The organism is Microcoleus sp. D3_18_C4 (genome assembly GCF_036702355.1).
GTDB lineage: Bacteria > Cyanobacteriota > Cyanobacteriia > Cyanobacteriales > Microcoleaceae > Microcoleus.
This window is the reverse complement of sequence record NZ_JAUBTF010000054.1, coordinates 29,591-46,914: the sequence shown is the minus strand read 5'-3', so window position 1 is coordinate 46,914 and position 17,324 is coordinate 29,591. Positions and strand designations below refer to the sequence as shown.

The following is a 17,324-nucleotide window of genomic DNA, read 5'->3' as shown; positions in this document are numbered from 1 at the left end:
TCTGCGAGTTCTTGCATAAATTCTTCTAAGCCGGAGAGGAAGAGGGCGTTGGCTGGGGAATCGAGTACGGAGCAAAGTGCAGTAGAGGTGATAATGGCAGTGGCAATGTGCCAAAAGCGGATTTTGCAGCCGATATATCGCTCTACAAGGGGAATAGCTCTAGTGATGTGCCATAAACTTAAAAAGAGTATGCTGGAGCAGCCTAAAGTCGCAATTAAGAGCGGGTCATGGATAGTAAAATAGACAAGTGAGGCTAGGCAAATCCCGATAAATAGGAAGTCGCCTGGGCGAATTTTGTGTTGTTTCAGAAATTGAAAGGCGGGGCTTTGTGAGCCTTTTGCCGTTGGGAATAAATAGCGGGATGAGGAACGAATAGTCATGCAAACCTCTCTATAGTGTAGTTATTTTCCTTATTACTACTCTAAGTTTTGCCACGAAGCTTTGACATCACCAAAGTCGGTATTTTTGAGTGACTAAAGTGGATCGATCCATTGGGAGGGGGTTGTCGTTGAGGAAGTATAAAGTAGAAGGTAAATAGCATCCATTACAGTTCAGTTAAGGCTCACAAGTTCGCATCACCACTCATGCTGTCAGCCTTAAATGAACCGTATTGAAATAGCATCCTAGACTTCCCTAGATTTGAACTTCTCGATTGGCTTTGTGAGTTTCTCGGTGGGAGTTAGAAGTCGGCGTTTGCTGAAGTCTTCGTTCTTCTAACCAACTTTCTAGTTCGTTGCCGGGGATGTCGCATTGTAGTACCTCTACCTGGTCGGGTTGAAGGATGGCTTCATAAATTACTTCGCCGTGTTCTGTATAGCCAGTCACGATTCCCTCTCCGGCTTCAAACTCGAATTTGTTGCCTTGAGAGTCAGTTAAACTGATGGCATCTTTGCCCCTTTCGGCTACTAGGAGAGCGAGGTGTTCTTGGTTACTGACTTGTTGGAACTCTTCTAAGCTGTGAGGCAATTTCAAAATTTCTTGTTTGTCTTTAGGAGTCAGTTTGTCAGCGGTAACGTTCCATTTTCTCGTCTCATCTGAGGTAGCCTCGAAGACTTCAAAGCCATCTTTGGTTTCCAGGGTGACAGTTGTCAATTCACCTTCAAGAAAGACGTAAAGTTTGGTATTTCCCAGGTCAACACCACCATTAGCTGCTGCTGGGGTAGCTTGAGAGTGATCGCCTTCATATTGAGCAGCTTCTTCAACAGCAGCATGATAAATTTGCACCAGTGCTTCAGCAATCAGTGCTTCATCAGTTGAGGGAAGTCGCTCACTTGGAGGGGTAGAATTTTCTGTAGCTAACGGATTTCGACCTTGAGCAAAAGCAGGTACTCTTGCGTCCGTCCTCTGGTTTTCTGGGGAAAGTGAGTGTTTGCCTCCGTTAGTAGGTTTGACAAAATCATCGTTATTTTCTTCTGGCATAACTTCCGCAGCAGGCGGTGTTTGGCTCAAAGAGTGCTGTTGAAGTGCTTTTTCTAAAGTTTCGATACGGCTTTCTAGGGTATCCAGTCGTTTTTCTAAGCGGTCGAGGGCTTGATTAATTTGTTTGAGTTGTTCTTCAAAACTCGCGTTTGTATTAATCTCAATTGGGTTAATTTTTTTACCTTCATCATCTGGTTGGGGGATGGTTTTAAGTTTGTGGGTGACATGATTAACGGCTTTGGCTAAGATTGCTCCAACTGACTCAGAAGTTTCAGTTTGAGATAAGGCTTGATTTTCGAGTTGATGTTCTTCTTTGGAGAGAGGAAGTAGGGGTGTATTTTCTGATTCTTGTTCATCAATAGATGCTTCTTGTTCATCAATTAGTGCTGGTAAATGATTGGCTCGTTCAGTTAGCCGATCGGCACGCTGGCTTTGAGATTTAAGCCTTTTGATGAGTTGAGTAACTTGGTGTTCTTGTCCAGCTTCCCTAGCTGCACCAATAACTTTTTGTGCTGCATCAATGCCTACAAGGGTGGCTAGAAATGCAGCTTGAGCACTCAGTCCAGAGAGGGTTGTACCGTTTATCTCATTTCCTGAAGTGGCTATTCTCTCGCTGGTTTGTGCGCCTGTTTTGAGCAGGCTATCAATATCCAATTCGTTTGATTTCTTGCGGCGTTGGGTTCTGGGATTGGCATCGGATGGCAAGGATTGTGTTGTAGGACTTTTGGTTAGGGTGTCCTCAAGTAGGTCGTCGACGCTATCAACTGTTTCAAACGGGTTTTGATTAAGTTTTTTACTACGAAATTGGTTGTGGGATTCAGTTGCACCGGCAAATTCTTCTTCATCTTGGCGGGATTTTGGTTTAACTTGTTGCGGGAGTGCAAGTTCTTCCTCTTCATCAATTTCAGCAGTGACAAATTTTTCTACATTTTTAGTTTTAGGCTTAGCCTGAGATTTAGTTTTTGGTATACGTTTTTTATCCTCTTCCTCAAGGTCATCTACCACAAATTCTTCGTCAACTTCAACTTCAGTGATTTTAGATTTAGCCTGGGACTTAGAATGACGGCTGTCCGCTATTTCCCAATCGTTATTGCTTTTGGTTTGAGATTTAGCTTTAGTTTTGATTGTTGGTTCGCTGCCATTAATTTCATCGAGAAGGTCATGATCTTCATCGAATTCGTCTAATTCCAGTTTTTTCTTAGCATTGGAACTAGCTTTTGACGCTTGCTTGGGTACTGAATCAGTTTCCTCAATTTCGGAGAGTAGTTCGTCTAAGTCTGAAGGCTTATTTTTCCTCTGAGATTTACTCTTTTCTGGGGTGAGGGTGGCTTTAATGCCGACGGCGGTGAATCGGTTGTCATCTGGTTCTCCCAGGTGTTCCATCATGTATTTGCCAGTGGTAGAACCATATTCAGGTCGGTCTGTGAGGGAGAGGACGAAGCCACCTTGTGTGACTTTAACGCTGATACCTGGTTTGCCGTCAGCTTCAGTCAATTCTTCGACCGCTTCGGCAAAATCTTCAACAGCAGTTAGGCCTTGTTCTTGGCAGTAATTTAAAGCCTTTTCACACCGACTTTTAAGGTACTTTAGTATTTTTTCTCCCTGTTCAGTGTCAGCCGTGATGTATTGGTTTGACTTTTTTTTGTGGGCGTAAGTAACCATTAAATTTCTCCTTTGATAGGGAAGGGTAATGGGGAGAGGGGGAGAGTGGGAAGGCTTTGCCGTACAGTTAGACAAGTATTCGTAGGAAGTAAGTGTCAAATTCTCCCATTCTGCCCCACTCCCCACTCCCCTCCCCTTCCTTTTTCAAACCTAAATTCTTTCTATGAGTTCTGGCTTCCTGACAACAGGTGTTTTTTACTGGTTCAATTGGATCGATCCAATTGGGGGGGTTGCAACTGTTTACAAAAATTTACCCAAACTTCCCTATATCTACTCATAAGTTGCGCTAAAATAACCGCATGAGTAAGTTAAAAAACAAGTAGATAATCACAGAACTCAAAGAAAGTGCTGCGAAAGCTTTTACCGAATATGTACGCCATCAAACTCGAACTCAAACTTAATAACAAGCAACGCACCTTGATGGCGCGACATTCTGGCTATGCCAGATTTTGCTACAACTACGCATTGAGTCTTTATCAAGAAGTAAAAAGTCTCCCAGATGGTAGCAGCAAAAAGGTAGCAGCAATCGAAAGAGTTTTCACAAACCATGTCAAAAAGATGCCGGAATATCAATGGACTAACACCCTGTCTTCTAGGGTTTACAAGATGACATTTCGGCATTTTAGCTCGGCTTTATCTCGTTTCTTCAAAGGATTGGGGAAATTCCCTAAATTTAAAAGGAAAAAAGATGGTGATTCATTCACTGTAAATGCTGCTGATTGGAATCACTCAATTTTATTGGCAGCTAGCAAATCAATTAAGATTCCCACGTTAGGAACATTTCGGCTCAAAGAATCCATCCCATTCCCTTGCGTAGCGCAGACATTTACCATCTCGCGCACGGCGGATAAATGGTATGTATCCTTTACGCTCAAAGCCGACAAAATCCCACCAATGTTTCATCCCGTTGCCTTACCAGTGGGAATTGACTTAGGAGTATCAACCTTTGCTACTCTTTCTGATGGTAATTCTTACTCGTCTCCTCGTCCACTCAAGAAAGCGAAAACCAAGCTGAGTAAAGAACAGTGGAGAAATCGGAAAAAGCAATTGGGCAACAGAAAGTTGGGTGTGAAAGCATCAAAGAATGCTCATAAGCACTATCTTAGAGTTGCCAAGATTCATGGGAGAACTGCAAATGTTCGTCGAGATTTTCTACAGAAAACGACGACAAATATTAGCCAAAAATATGCTCACATTCGCATCGAAGATTTGAATGTGAGCGGAATGATGGCTAACCATAAGTTAGCGGCGGCTATTTCTGATTGTGGTTTTTATGAATTTCGTCGTCAGTTAGAATACAAGTCTTCTATGTATGGCACGAAGGTTGAGTTAGTAGATAGATGGTTCCCTTCTTCTAAAACCTGCTCAAACTGCGGTCATGTTCAATCGATGCCATTAAAGGAACGAGTGTTTGATTGTGGCTACTGCAATTTGTTAATTAATCGAGATTTGAACGCGGCAATCAATTTGTCTCGTTCTCAATTAGTAAGACCAGCTCGGTCTGAAGTTACGCCTGTGGACAAGTTGGAGCCGACTCCCTTGGTAGAAGCAGGAAGTGAACATCAAGTCTGCCGTAGGTAGATTTGAGTAGGTTTCATGGAGCGGTATAGTGTGATGAGTGCAAGGGAGCAATTGCGTAAATCCTGAATGTATTTGTAAAATTCCTGGGCTTTTTGCACATTTAATAAAACTTTACATTTGACCTGTATTGTGAGTGGAGAGCAAGCCAACAGGAGATTGTTTTATGGAAGGAATAAACTATTCAGAGTTCGTCCAGACTGTCTTAAAAAGACATACAGCCAATCATTTATCTGAAGATACGGAAAAAGAGTTGATTTTCGATAAAGAGAGCGATCGCTATCTTTTAGTTCATTTAGGTTGGGAAAACCAAGAGAGGGTTTATGGTTGTGTAGTTCATGTAGATATCAAAGATGGAAAAATTTGGATTCAGCGCGATTTAACTGAAGCAGGAATTGCTAACGAATTGGTAGAATTAGGTGTACCAAAAACAGAGATTGTTTTGGAATTTAGAACGCCTTATGTGCGGCAATTTACTGAATTTTCAGTGGCTTAATAGCTGATGTGGGTTGGGGTGCGAGCGCAGATTTTTTAGAGAAGGCGATCGCACTTTCTCCTCAATCAAGCTAACTGATGCTCACATTCCTGACAATCCCAATACGATCAACTGTTCGTACTTGGGGAACAGGCGATCGCACTGGGACATCGGCTGGTAAACAGCTAAAGTTCGACAGTAGCCGGCAAACGGCTCTTTTTAAAGCGTTTAGGAGTGGTGTTTTCTAAGATTTCTGCGACAAACTTAGCGCTGTTCTCTTCAGATAATCCTTTGATAATTCGCTCACTTTTTAAGTCAGCCGCAAAAATAATAGCGCCACTTTCATCCTCAACGGTACATTTTTGGGTTTTGCTGTTGACGAATACACCCCAAGAACCAACTGGAAATTCAATAGCGCCTGTTTTCTGATAGGCATTGCCAATCGCAGCTTGCATTAATTCAGAAATAGTTGCGGAATCGCAATTTTTTTGTTGAGCTTGAGACTGTTGCTGTTGGGAAATTTGAGATAGCGATTTCCCCGGTCGAATGTCTTCGCCGAAGCCCTCTCTATTGGGTGCAGATTTGCCTTTTACTGACAGGATTTCCACTTCAGCCGCTTCTTCAATTAACCTCAGCGATGCCGGATCGATGTTTAAAATGAGAGCACTGCTTTTGGGTGAAGATTCGATAGTTGCTTCAAAGGTTGCACCAATAGGCAGTTTAGGAGAATTAGGCGAAAACATGGCTAGTTGACGGTCGTTGAGCTTGACAATTGGGCTGCCATCTCGGTAATTACCAGTGTCGCTTTTAAAAGCATCGACTTCAAAAGTCAATCTTTTTCCCTTCCACTTCTCGCTGCTAAAATCAACATCTTTGAAATCGTTGTACTTTTGACCAATTAGTTCAACAGTTTCAAACTGAAAAGTCTGCAATTGCTGGCAAATTTCATCGGAGAACAAGTTAATAACCAATGCAGCTTTGGGAGTTTGGCTGTCTTTAGATTCAACCCAATTGTAGCTGGCAGGAGCTACAATACGCGAATTGGCAGTTTGGGTTCGACCCAAGCGATCTCGGTAAGTTAAATTGAGAGAGTCGATGTCATTTTCATTGTTGCCAAATTCCTGATCTAGGACTTCTACCAATTTCTCATTGGGGTCGAGCAAGGCAAAGTTAACCATCGGCAAGCTGGGATGTAAACTAGCTTCGTATTTAATGCCTTTATTGTCTAGCTTTTCCTTCCATTCACCAGCTAAGTCAGTGCTAATTGGCTGTCGCTTGCTATCCCTTTTAATTTGACCGCTTCCATCTCTTGCTAATTTTTGAAAAGGGACGCTCAAAATGTAAGTATCCTTGGGGAGAGCTTCATGTAGCCGCTCATAGTCAGATTCGAGGTGGAACTCAATTTTCAGTTGGCGCGACAGTTCAAGACAAGCTTTGCGAGGCACGTCTAAATTGGGATTTGTAGTTTCTACGTGCCACAATGCGCTAGCAGCTAACATCCGCTCTTTGGGGTGAGGAAATGCGTCAGCTACGTCAGTTCTTAAACTCTCATACAATTTGCCAACAGCTTCTCTAATAGCTTTGAGGTCATCGCCTTGTTGCTCGTAGATTTCTGCCATCCGTTCTCGATATCGCTCTTTAGTTTCTTTGGCCCATGTCACGTAGTATTTCTCCCAATCTTCTCTCTCATCTAAATCTTTAGGAGAGGGGAACAGGTAGCGAAATTCGTCGCGGTGGCGGCTGGTTAAGCGGGTGGGTTCCCACTCAGGATTAACCGCACTGCGAGCGATGCAACTGATAGCAGCGTTGTCTTCTGCGGGCAGTGGTACTGTTTTGTAAAGTCGGGGGTCGTCTTTGAAGTCAAACAAGTAAGAGGGGTATTCGTTTGACCATTCTTTAGCAAGATTTAGCAAATTGGGGTGGTAGTCTTCTGTGCGAGTAGCGCTTTTGGGGCTGTCCACTTCAATTTGTAGGGCATCAAACAGTTGACCGAGTAGTTTCTGCTTCTTGTGGTTAAATAAGTTTGTAGGTTGTTTGGGTTGGGGTACAGAAGACTGTACTCGTCCAATTAAGGTAGCAACCCAGCCGATTTTGTTGTGTGCGATCGCTACGGCAATTTGCCGCAGTTTGGTATACTTACGGTTGCCCTCTTCATCAGTAGCTTTGGTGTAATCAATTTTACTGCGCTTGGAAACAGCTTCGTACTCGTTTTCTTGATTAGCGTGTCTGGTTTCAGAGGCAATATTGGGCAGTTTTGAGGCGGGAGTAATTACTAATTGATCTCCATCAAAATCGCACTGGTGGTGCTGCATAGCTTGGTCGGGACGAATGAAGGCGCATCCTTTGTACTGCATTAATTCGGGATGGCTTTTATTGTCTACTGTGTAGCGGCGGATGTTATCTTTACTGACAATTGGGTATCGGGTAACGATGACTTCTGTGCCGTTTTTCAAGTGGGGGGCAACAATTGTACCGGGTTTTAGGTCTTCGCAGGGTTGAGCCATTGCTGAACCATGATGAATTGCTCCTTTAATTGCTAAGTCTCGCCACTTCTTAGCTAGTTGTTCTTGCATGAAATCGACGACTTTGGGAAAGTCAAGGAGTTGACCGAGTTTGTCGTTTCTCAAAATAGAAATTAGCCGATATTCATTGCGTTGAGCTTTTTCATCGGTTTCATCTTCTAATCCGTTGTTGTCTTCGTGAATGTTAGATTGAAAAGCCACTTTCTTGTCATGTTGCTCTACTAAGTATTTAGCAAGTTGCAACCGATTGTTTTGCAAGTCAGCTAACTTTTGGGCTTCAAGTTTGGTGGGGGTGGCGATGTCAGTCTGAATAGCTGCTTCGGAGTACCAAATCGAAAATTGCCAGGAATTTTCGTATTCAGTTACTTTGGCATTGCCTCGATTTCCTAGTACCGCTTTGGGAAATTCGTAATCTCCGCAAGGGATTAATTCAGCTAATTGCAATGCGGCAACTCCTTTGATGGAAGAGCGATCCATAATGATATCATAGCCTAAATTATCAGTTAATTGGGAATCGGGAAGTAGCGTTCCTTTAGCAAGGAAGTTAATTTGGGGAGTCGCACAATTCTCTTGTTCCCAGTCTGAAAGCCAAGCAAATCGAAATTGAAAAGGGCGGTTGTGAATGCCATCTAATTGTTGGGCTAATGTGGGTGAAATCTTGCCGTGACAGTCTCCGGTTTGATATCGTTGAGCTAAAGCTTTTTCAGAAGGGTCATCACTTTGGGAATCAACAATTTTGACTCGCAATGTTTCACCACTAACAGAGCAGTCTAACAACTGGACTCCTTGAGTGCAACTGCTTACTAGCAGAGAGCCGTAGCGACAGGAATGATCTGGTTGAGTTGTGAATACGCTTAACAGTTTGGCTGAGAGTTCTTTGTCAGCAAAGTACACATTTTTGCCAGAACTAAAGGCAACTCTTCTAGCAATACCGTCTCCGAAGTCGATGTTTTTGAGAGGGTCAAGGCTGCTATCATCTGGGTCTGGTTTGACGATGGTTAGTGTTGCTAATTCTTCGGGTTTAAAGAGTAGTTCAAGCATTGAATTTCGGAGGATTTCCGGTTCTCTTTGGTAGCGTCCTTTTTCTTTGCCGTTCTCTAAGGACATATCAAAGACAGGGATTTTTAGCCCAGCTCCTGCTAGAAGCTCAGTATACTGGCAGGTAGGCTCTAGTGATTGAGAATGCTTTTTGGTCATTATGAGTATCTCCTGAAACCTGAAAAGTTAGTTGTGATGATTGATATCAATTCCGGTTGTACCGGAATAATGGGGAGTGGGGAATGCGGAGTATGAAAAGGGAATGGGGAATCATTGACCTCGACTTGAGAATTTCGATGCTAATGGATTGGATAGGGTTAATCAATGGAAGCGTGAAACCATGAGTGAGAGTAGGTAAATTTATGTCTTTTTGCCCACACACTCAATTTCTTTTGTACAAGTTTGGAAGTGAAAAGACATCCGATGATTGAGGGATAGTTACCCGCTCAATTGGAGGGGGAGAGTGGGGGAGTGGGAGTGGGAGTTGGGGAGAAGGGGAGAGTGGGAGAGGATTTGACGAGTTTTTATCTGGCATTAAAAAATACCAAATTTTAATGCCGTACAGTTTAGGAAGTAAGCGTCAAATTCTCCCTAACTCCCCCTCCCCCACTCTCCCACTCTCCCCAACTTCCCACTCCCTATAAAGTGGGTTAAACTGAAGGTAACAATTAGGTAGGGTTAAAGAATGCAAGAGAATAAATTTGAATCACAGTCCCCTCAATGCCTTGATAAAATTGAGCTGGGTGATAATTGTTGGCAGGGGTCTAATCCGCCTCAGTCTGATGCCGATAAGCGGCGGTTAAATAGCCACTTATTTGAGCGAGCTATGAGGTGGATTAATACTTTTGGTGCAACAGAAGAGGAGCTTGATGATTTGAGCTATTGGAGCGAGGTTTAGCTGAGGAAAGGGAAGAAAAAGGCGCAGCGAATGAAATTTCTGTGTCCTCCTAACTTCCCATTTTCCTATCTAAGGAGAGTGGCGCTTTTGGCGTTTTGCTTTTGGTTGAGTGGTCGATGCTGCGGCTGGCAACTGGGAGTTTAAATTAGCTGGGTAGGCATTCAAGTTATTGCCTTTGAGTAGGCTATAAACAACTCGGCGTTTGCGGAAAACCCTAGTGCCATCTACAGGCATTCCTTGTTTCCAAGCATCTGCTATCGCTTTTTTGTCAGCCGAGATTACGATTTTTGTCTCGGTGCGGCGATAGGGTTCTGGTAGTTGAGAAGCGTCAACTAAAACTTCACAGGTAGGCGGATTTTCCTTAACAGTAATGCGGTGGTGTTTACCAATAGTTTCTGAAGTTAACACGCCGCACTCGTTGAAGTAGAGAACGGTTTTATCTAAGCGTTCTCTCCACCCCTGGAGTTTATTGATAGCTGTGGAATGCAGTTCTATCAAATACTGCATCCGAGCCTTGATTGCAGCAATTTCGGCATCAATTTGGTCAGCTAAGTCCGCGTGGGTGTCAACAGCAAGTTCTTGGCTTTCTTGGGTTTGCCAAAGGGATTGCAGCAGTTGGTCAATTTCTTCAGGAGTTTCTATTGATTCTAGTTGATGCCAAAGTTGAGCAGCAGCTAGGGAGGTTTGAGCGAGAGATTGAGTAGCAAGATTCATCAATATCGTCCGTTAATGCAGGTGTGGTAGTAATCATGTCGAGCTTCAATTTGAGTAATTGCAGCTATTGTTTCTGGGTCATATTCAAGAGCAAGATGCCTATCTTGTTTGTGGTTTTTAATCTTGATAACTGGTGGAAAATCAGTTGTTTTTTGGGAATTTGATGCTTGGGTTTTGGGCATACAGGTCAAAAATATTTTCTGACAAATAGCGCGATAGCGCTCTTAAAAAAAGAGGATTTAAAGAGATGAATTACCCCATAGTTTTTTACCCCAAAATAGTAATGCAGTTCTGCCATCAATATCCTTTGTCGGAGGTAAATTCTAGTGGTGCTACCTCATCCCAAGTTCAAGAAACTCAACAATTCAGGCAGCCTGTTGTTTTGCTGACTCCGCCTCAACCGCCTGTAGTGTTACCTGTCAAGTTGCTGTGGTTAATTTGGGTGTTTTGGCTCTATGGTGCGATCGCTCTCCCGCTGTTAGCTATTTCTTGGGGTTGGCTGTGGTGGGAAATGCTGTTGATAGTGGTGGCTTATTCATGTTTAATTGCGGCTGCTTATAGTTATGTGTTTGGTTGCCGTCAAAAACTGTTATCTAGATATAAGCAGCAGGTTTTGGAGTATAAGCAACAAGAGATATTATCCAAAAAGCAGCCGGAATTTTCTAGTTTTAAGCTGGAAAAAGAAGGGTTGCAGACAGTTTTAAAAAGCGTAAAAGTTGACTTTGATTCCAGAAATAGATTGCTCAAGGATTTGATGTCACTTCGGGTTAGTTATATTGGCTGTTCTCAAGCTCGACAAGGGGTGAGTGAAGAGCGCTTTTTGCAATACTTACAACGGTATTTTAAGGAAGTTGTCCAAGCAGCAGAGTTTAAAATTCCGTCATCTCGAAGAAGCTATTCAGCAGATTTTATTGTAATTCACACTCCATCGGGGATAGGAATTGATGTGGAGATTGATGAACCTTATGCAGGTAAATCTAAGCAGCCGACTCACTGTTGCGATGCTGAGGGCGATGTCCGCCGCAATCAATTATTCTTAGAGTGGAATTGGATTGTGGTTAGATTTACTGAGAAGCAGGTAGTACAAGCGCCGTTAAGCTGTTGCAAGTTTATTGCTTTTGTCATTGCTGAAGTAACGGGCGATCTCTTTTCCTATAAGCTGTTAGAATCTGAACCTGATTTGCTTCCGGTTAAACCTTGGACAACAGCAGAAGCTAGGAAGATGGCTAAAACTAATTATCGTCTTAGCTATTTAAGCTGAACGAAGGGGAAGGGGAAGGGGAAGGGGAGAAAAAGCTGATTACTTGGGAAGGTAAAGGGACGGAAAAATCCCGGTTATTGTTAGCTTTTATTGAAGAAAAGGGAAAACTTATCCTTCCCCTTCCCCTTTCCCTTATTAACCTATTGTCGCCGGAACAATTCTTTCGAGAGTTCAGGCCACCGTTTCAAAGTAGGGTCTTTTTGGGTAACTAATTGTGCTGCTTTCCTAGCTTGTTCTAGTATGGCTTGGTCGTTGACTAAATCCAAAGTAGCAAATTTAGGAAGACCGGTTTGTTGAGTACCCAGAATTTGACCAGGGCCCCGCAATCTCAAATCCATTTCAGCTAGGAAAAAGCCGTCTTGCGAAGTCTCCATCACCGTGAGTCGCTCTCTGGAATTGCTAGACTTGGAATCACTCACCAGTAAGCAGTAAGATTGTGCAGTATCTCGTCCTACTCGACCTCTGAGTTGATGCAATTGTGACAGACCAAATCGTTCCGCGTGTTCAATTAAGATGACGGTGGCGTTGGGGACATCAACTCCTACTTCAACGACGGTGGTGGATACTAGAATTTGAGTGTAATTGGTGTTAAAATTGGCGATCGCTGTTTCTTTCTCTGCTGAACTCATCCGGCCGTGCAGTAGCCCGATATTAACATCAGGAAAGACATTTTCACTCAATTGTCGGTGTTCTTCAATGGCTGCTTTGAGGTCAAGCTTTTGAGATTCTTCGACAAGCGGTAGAATGATGTAAGCTTGATAGCCGAGTTGGAGTTGTTGCCGAATGATCTGATATGCTTTGCGGCGAGTTCTACTTGTAAATAGCTGGGTTTGAATTGGGTGTCTCCCCGGTGGTAGTTCATTGAGCAAGCTGATGTCTAAATCGCCGTGTAGTGTCAGTGCTAAAGTTCTGGGAATGGGTGTAGCTGTCATTGTTAAAATGTGAGGGCTAACGCCTTTTTGCTGCAATTTGAGTCGCTGCTGGACACCAAATCGGTGTTGTTCGTCGATTGCCACCATTCCCAGTTTCTTAAAGTTCACAGTGTCTTGAATCAGTGCATGAGTACCAATTAGCAAGGAAATTTGCCCTAATTCTAACTGCCTCAGTTGGTATTGGCGTTGTTGAGTCGGAGTGGAACCAGTGAGTAGGGCGACTTCTATCCCCAATGGTTCTAACCACTGGCTAATTTTGCGGTAGTGCTGCTGGGCTAAAATTTCTGTTGGTGCCATGAGTGCTGCTTGGTAGCCGGATTCAACGGCAGCTAGCATAGCAACTGCGGCTACGACAGTTTTGCCAGCACCCACATCCCCTTGCAGCAAGCGATTCATGGGTACAGGGCGTTCCATGTCTGTTAAAATCTCAAGAATGGCTCGTTCCTGCGCTTTGGTGAGGGCAAAAGGTAACGTTTTGTAGAAATTGCCTAGCAATTCGACTGTTGCAGACAAGGGGCATCCCGGCTGTTGCTGCAAGGCATATCGGCGCTGCAATAGGCCCAGTTGCAAGTAGAAAAATTCGTCGAAGGCTAAGCGCCGCCTTGCACTTTCTAACGCCTCATTGTCAGGGGGGAAGTGGATGTACGCGATCGCTTCCTTCAAATGGGTAAGTTGTAAGCGATCCCGAAGTTTTTTGGGTAGCGGATCGGTAATTTTAACAACGCAGTTAATGGCTGTGCGTGTACATTTTCCGATTGTTTCTGACGCGATTCCTTTGCATTGTTTGTAGATAGGTACAATGGAAGTTGCGCTGGCTTTGGCATCACTCAGACTTAATACTTGAACAGTAGGATTGTTGATGTTTTTGCCATAGCTGTCTTCTTTAACGAGGCCAGTCACTACTACAATTGCACCAGGGGCGTAAAGTTCGATTTGGTCAGAACGCCATGCGAGGGATTGGTAATAGCTATGGTGGTAGAATTGAGTGCAGGTGATTCGACCCGTTTTATCGCGGATTATCCACTTTTGTAAGGTGAGTTTGGGGTTGTTTCGGCAGTTGAAGATGCTGTGACTGACAATTTTGCCTGCAATTGTTACGTAACTTCCTGCTACTGCTTCAGTAATGCGAGTGCGTTTATAGGTGAGATGCTTTGTGGGAAAATAGTAGAGTAAGTCGCTAATGGTGCGAATTCCAATTTGGCTCAGTTTTTTAACTTCAGTGGGACTAAGACCGGGAAGGTGTTTTAGGGTGAGGGCTAGGTTCATTTCCTGATGGATTGAGTGAGCTCTACTAAGCCGCTGAAAGCGGCTCCCTCACGGACATGGACAGCGGTTTTTACAATTACCCTCAATATCTCATAGGCTATTTAAGAGAGAGAAAACGTGGGTTGTTTCTTGAACTAAATGGTTAAAAGAAAATTTGGTTCGCTCGATTGACCGTCTCAATTTGTAGCTTTCTGCTTGATATTGTTTGATTTCATGCTTTGCTGTCTCTAAAGATTGTTCCAGTTCAGATAATTCAGAATTGTCGTGAGAGCGAGCGGTACTATAGTAGCCTGTTTTACGAATAGCTGGTAGCACTTCGTGGAAAACCCACCTTTTAAACCGCTTTGCTATTGGCTTGCGAGATTTTAAGAGCAGTCTGTACATTCCAGGTTCGGTAACAGTTAGCATGGGCTGTAAGCGTTGTTTTCCAGTAATTTCGGTGATGTGCATAGTATGCACGCCTCTCTCATCTTCATCAAAATCCCGCATTGAGGATCTAGCTTCAGCAATCCCTAAGACATCACAAACATCTTGAGCTATCCATGAAGGGGTATCGGGCGTTCCTACCATCCGCACTTGTTTTCCTTCAAAGTTGAATTGCTGCCATTCATGAAAGTTCTGAGTTTGGCTTGTTTGTTGAACTGGAGGATATTCAGGTTTGTCAATGGCTGATATTGTGACTATTTCTGAATAGCTAGATTGAAAATTTAGTGCGTTTTTTACTTCGGTTTCAACAGTGGCATTAAAACTAGCATCAGCTAATTCCATGAGTCGTTCTAAACCATTGTCTCCTAAAGCTTCCATTAGTTCGATAGCTGGAAGCTGACCGTTAATAGCTTGAACCTTCCAGTAAAGGTAAGCCATGTCTAAAGGAACAGGTTTTATGCGATTGTTTCGTTCAGCTTCTAGGCGGAAATTGATTAAAAAATATTTAGGAGGTGGACAACAGAGTTTTTTGATAATAATGAATTCCGGTAAGGTTGAGTGCCAAAGTTTAAATCGTCGGAGGCAATATTCTATGTCGGCTCCCGCAGGTGACTTGTCGATGGTCTTAAAAACTTCTTTTTGAGAAAGGCAGTAGATGTTATGGAACTTGAAGACTTCTATCTCAAAGTTGTTGAACTTAAGTAGTTTACCACAAGGAATTTCCTCTATAGAGTCTATAGTTGTGAAAGCCACTGGTTGCGGTGTTTGAATTTGGGTTTTCGTTTGCGAGTGTATTGGCACGATATTTTCTGGTTTCAATGGCAGATTACTTTGGTAGGAAATAGGGGGTTGCGATTGCTCAGAACTGGTGAAAGCACTATCAACAATTTGTTTAAACTGTTCAATACCATTTTCTCCGAGTGTTTCAATTAGGGCTTTAGCTTGGGGTCGTGTTTGGGCTTGAAGTTGCCAATATAAATAGACCATTTCGAGAGGGATGGGATGAATAGTACGGATTTGATCGAGTTTGCCGTCGGGGGCTTGCTTTTTAACTTTGAGAGAGTTATTCCAAGGGGATTTCCACAGTTGCGCTCGTTCGAGTTGGTATCTTAAAGTAGAGTTATCTTGTTTGCCAATGGCTCGTTCTGCTTGAGTCTGAGATAGGCAATATTCGTCTTCTACTTTGAGGAGTTCGATTAAAGATTCGCCAATTTGGAGGGAACGGTATGGGGTAATTATTGGTGTAATTTCTGATGGTTTCATGGTAAAATTTTGCAGCGTAAATCGGAATAGCTTCCGGGTAACTTTCGACGATTGTAAAATATTAAATGGATTTTTGCCTACGGCTAAGAGAGTGAATATTAACAGTAAAATCGGAGCGCTCCAATTGGAGGGATAAGTTCAGTCGAGTTCAATTTGTTTGCGGCTAGGCGGTTGTCGCTGTAGCTGGTTGGATAAACTTTTTTGTGGTTGAGGTGCTTTGTATGGTAATTGCTCCTGCAATTCTTGGCGCAAAGTTTGAAAGTTTTTCACATCTTCTGGTGTAAGGGAGCAAGCTGGTAAGTGATAGGTTCCGTCGTCTTCAAAACTGGCTCGAAGAATCTCGCCTCTACCGTCAGAAACGGTTATGGCAAGTTCTAGCTCTTGCCGATTCCAGGAGATGCGATACTGGTTCCAATCTATTGATGGTGCTGGTGTTTTAGTAGTAAGTAGTGTGTGTTCTAATGCTGCTCCTGCAATGGGAACGATCTCTTCAGCTATGATGCGGTTCTGCACGGCTTCTTGTTGAGCTTCTAAAATTTGCTGCTGTGGTGTTTGTTGCTGTTGTAGTTGTTGCTGCTTATCCGACAACTGCTGGTCAACGGCCTGAAAGTGTTCTACATCCTCTTGAGTTAGCAGGTTGTGCCAAACTTTTAGTCCTTTTTTGGAGTAATTAAAACCGAGTATCTGTGTATGATTCGGTACGGGTTCAAGGGTATCTACGCGCTGAACTACAACATCGCAACTTTCGGGAAGCCGATCGATTTGATAGCGTTTGTTGTTACTTTCAAGGCTATCTGCTTGATAAGAATCAAGGACAGCGAGTACGATTGGGGCAATTTCATTTCCCCACGACTGGTGGCGTTCCTGTTGTTCTTGCTTTTGCTGTTTCTGAGACATTTGTTCTTGCTTAGGTCGTGCTTGGCGATTGGTGCGAGTTTGCTCCCAACGCTTTTTAAAAGCTTCTCTAATAATGGGCTGTTCTTGGGTATCCGCTAATATTTCTAGGGGCGATGGAAGCGATTGAGTGGTGATTGATTTGTTGCCGAGTTCTAAATCTAGGATTATCCCTCGGTGAGCCAGCCCTGCCAGAGTACAAGCTCCTTTGCCCCTTCCTAATTTGCTTCCTTTGATTGCTACCCCATCTGCTAAGTAAGATATTCCTAAAATTTGACCGCCTGAATTAACTTTAAGGCGAGGGAAAATGTTTTCGTTTTTCAAGTCAGCAAAAAGCTGGTTCAGATTTTTGCCAGGTTCAATGCTAATCGCAATTGTGGCTTGGATTTTCTCTACCGCACTCGGAGTGGGGGGGGCTTGTCTCAAGCCTTGAGAGAATTCCTCCTTTTCTCTCCTTTTCCTTCGCTCTTGTCCCGTGCTAGGTGCAGTGTGTTCTACTTCCCAACTACATTTAATTTTTTTGAGGTCGAGTTCTTCCTCTAAGGAGCGGAGTGTTTTCTCTAGGCGGTAGAAGTTGTGCCAGTCTGAAACACAATTACCTTCAACGTCAATGCGGGATGCGGCAAGGTGTAGGTGAAAGTGTTTGCGATCGCCGTGAGTGGCGGCAAAGTAGAGGCAGGAATCAAGACCTATCCCTTTGCGTGTCGCGTCCACGACTGTTAACAGGGTGTTGCTGGAAAGTTTGGGAGTATCTTCAATGGCAAAACTAATACTTGTATGGCAAACGGGATATGAAACGTCAGGATTGAGCAGAGTGGTTGCTTCTAACTGCTGCCAGAATTCCTGCGGTGTTGACCCAGCTAGATTTGTGCAAAGTAATTGTGATTTTTCTTTTCTTAAGATGTAATTAGTCAAACCTGCAAAGTCAGAACCTTTCGTAATTTTGCCAATCATGGTTTGTGCGGTCGTTTTGGGT

At 43.4% G+C, this 17,324-nt stretch carries 9 protein-coding genes and 1 pseudogene; 3 read left to right on the top strand and 7 right to left on the bottom strand.

Annotated elements, in window-relative coordinates:
* Together QUA90_RS23205 and QUA90_RS23200 are read right to left on the bottom strand one after the other, a co-directional pair.
* A pseudogene (locus tag QUA90_RS23205) lies at positions 1 to 380 on the bottom strand (hypothetical protein); the annotation flags it as partial.
* 253 nt (positions 381 to 633) lie between these two features.
* Positions 634 to 3,081 carry a hypothetical protein gene (locus QUA90_RS23200; protein WP_333447956.1) on the bottom strand — a complete coding sequence of 816 codons (2,448 nt, stop codon included), beginning with the start codon at positions 3,079 to 3,081 and terminating at the stop codon, positions 634 to 636.
* Between the two features lie 369 nt (positions 3,082 to 3,450).
* Here QUA90_RS23200 and QUA90_RS23195 point away from each other — a divergent pair, with 369 nt between their 5' ends.
* Positions 3,451 to 4,662: an RNA-guided endonuclease TnpB family protein gene (locus tag QUA90_RS23195; RefSeq protein ID WP_333447954.1), complete on the top strand. Its 1,212-nt coding sequence runs from the start codon at positions 3,451 to 3,453 to the stop codon at positions 4,660 to 4,662.
* Between the two features lie 163 nt (positions 4,663 to 4,825).
* On the top strand, positions 4,826 to 5,155 hold the full coding sequence (locus QUA90_RS23190; RefSeq protein WP_333447952.1) for a XisI protein: 330 nt from the start codon (positions 4,826 to 4,828) through the stop codon (positions 5,153 to 5,155).
* Positions 5,156 to 5,319: 164 nt separating this feature from the next.
* Here the strand turns inward: QUA90_RS23190 and QUA90_RS23185 are convergent, their stop codons facing one another.
* Both QUA90_RS23185 and QUA90_RS23180 read right to left on the bottom strand, forming a co-directional pair.
* A complete protein-coding gene (locus tag QUA90_RS23185) occupies positions 5,320 to 8,853 on the bottom strand; it encodes a hypothetical protein (protein ID WP_333447950.1) in 3,534 nt (1,177 codons plus the stop codon).
* An 808-nt stretch (positions 8,854 to 9,661) separates the two neighbouring features.
* Positions 9,662 to 10,306, bottom strand: coding sequence for a siphovirus Gp157 family protein (locus QUA90_RS23180; protein ID WP_333304869.1), 645 nt, complete (start codon positions 10,304 to 10,306; stop codon positions 9,662 to 9,664).
* A 247-nt stretch (positions 10,307 to 10,553) separates the two neighbouring features.
* On the opposite strand from QUA90_RS23180, the gene QUA90_RS23175 reads away from it, so the two are divergent.
* Positions 10,554 to 11,567, top strand: a complete 1,014-nt coding sequence (locus tag QUA90_RS23175) for a hypothetical protein (protein WP_333447948.1) — start codon at positions 10,554 to 10,556, stop codon at positions 11,565 to 11,567.
* Positions 11,568 to 11,707: 140 nt separating this feature from the next.
* On the opposite strand, the gene recG is transcribed toward QUA90_RS23175, so the two are convergent.
* From recG to QUA90_RS23160, 3 genes are all read right to left on the bottom strand, one after another.
* Positions 11,708 to 13,777, bottom strand: coding sequence for an ATP-dependent DNA helicase RecG (gene recG, locus QUA90_RS23170; protein WP_333447958.1), 2,070 nt, complete (start codon positions 13,775 to 13,777; stop codon positions 11,708 to 11,710).
* Between the two features lie 78 nt (positions 13,778 to 13,855).
* Positions 13,856 to 15,454 carry a BRO family protein gene (locus tag QUA90_RS23165; protein WP_333447946.1) on the bottom strand — a complete coding sequence of 533 codons (1,599 nt, stop codon included), beginning with the start codon at positions 15,452 to 15,454 and terminating at the stop codon, positions 13,856 to 13,858.
* A gap of 138 nt (positions 15,455 to 15,592) precedes the next feature.
* Positions 15,593 to 17,302, bottom strand: coding sequence for a relaxase/mobilization nuclease domain-containing protein (locus QUA90_RS23160; protein ID WP_333447944.1), 1,710 nt, complete (start codon positions 17,300 to 17,302; stop codon positions 15,593 to 15,595).
* Between the last annotated feature and the right edge of the window lie 22 nt (positions 17,303 to 17,324).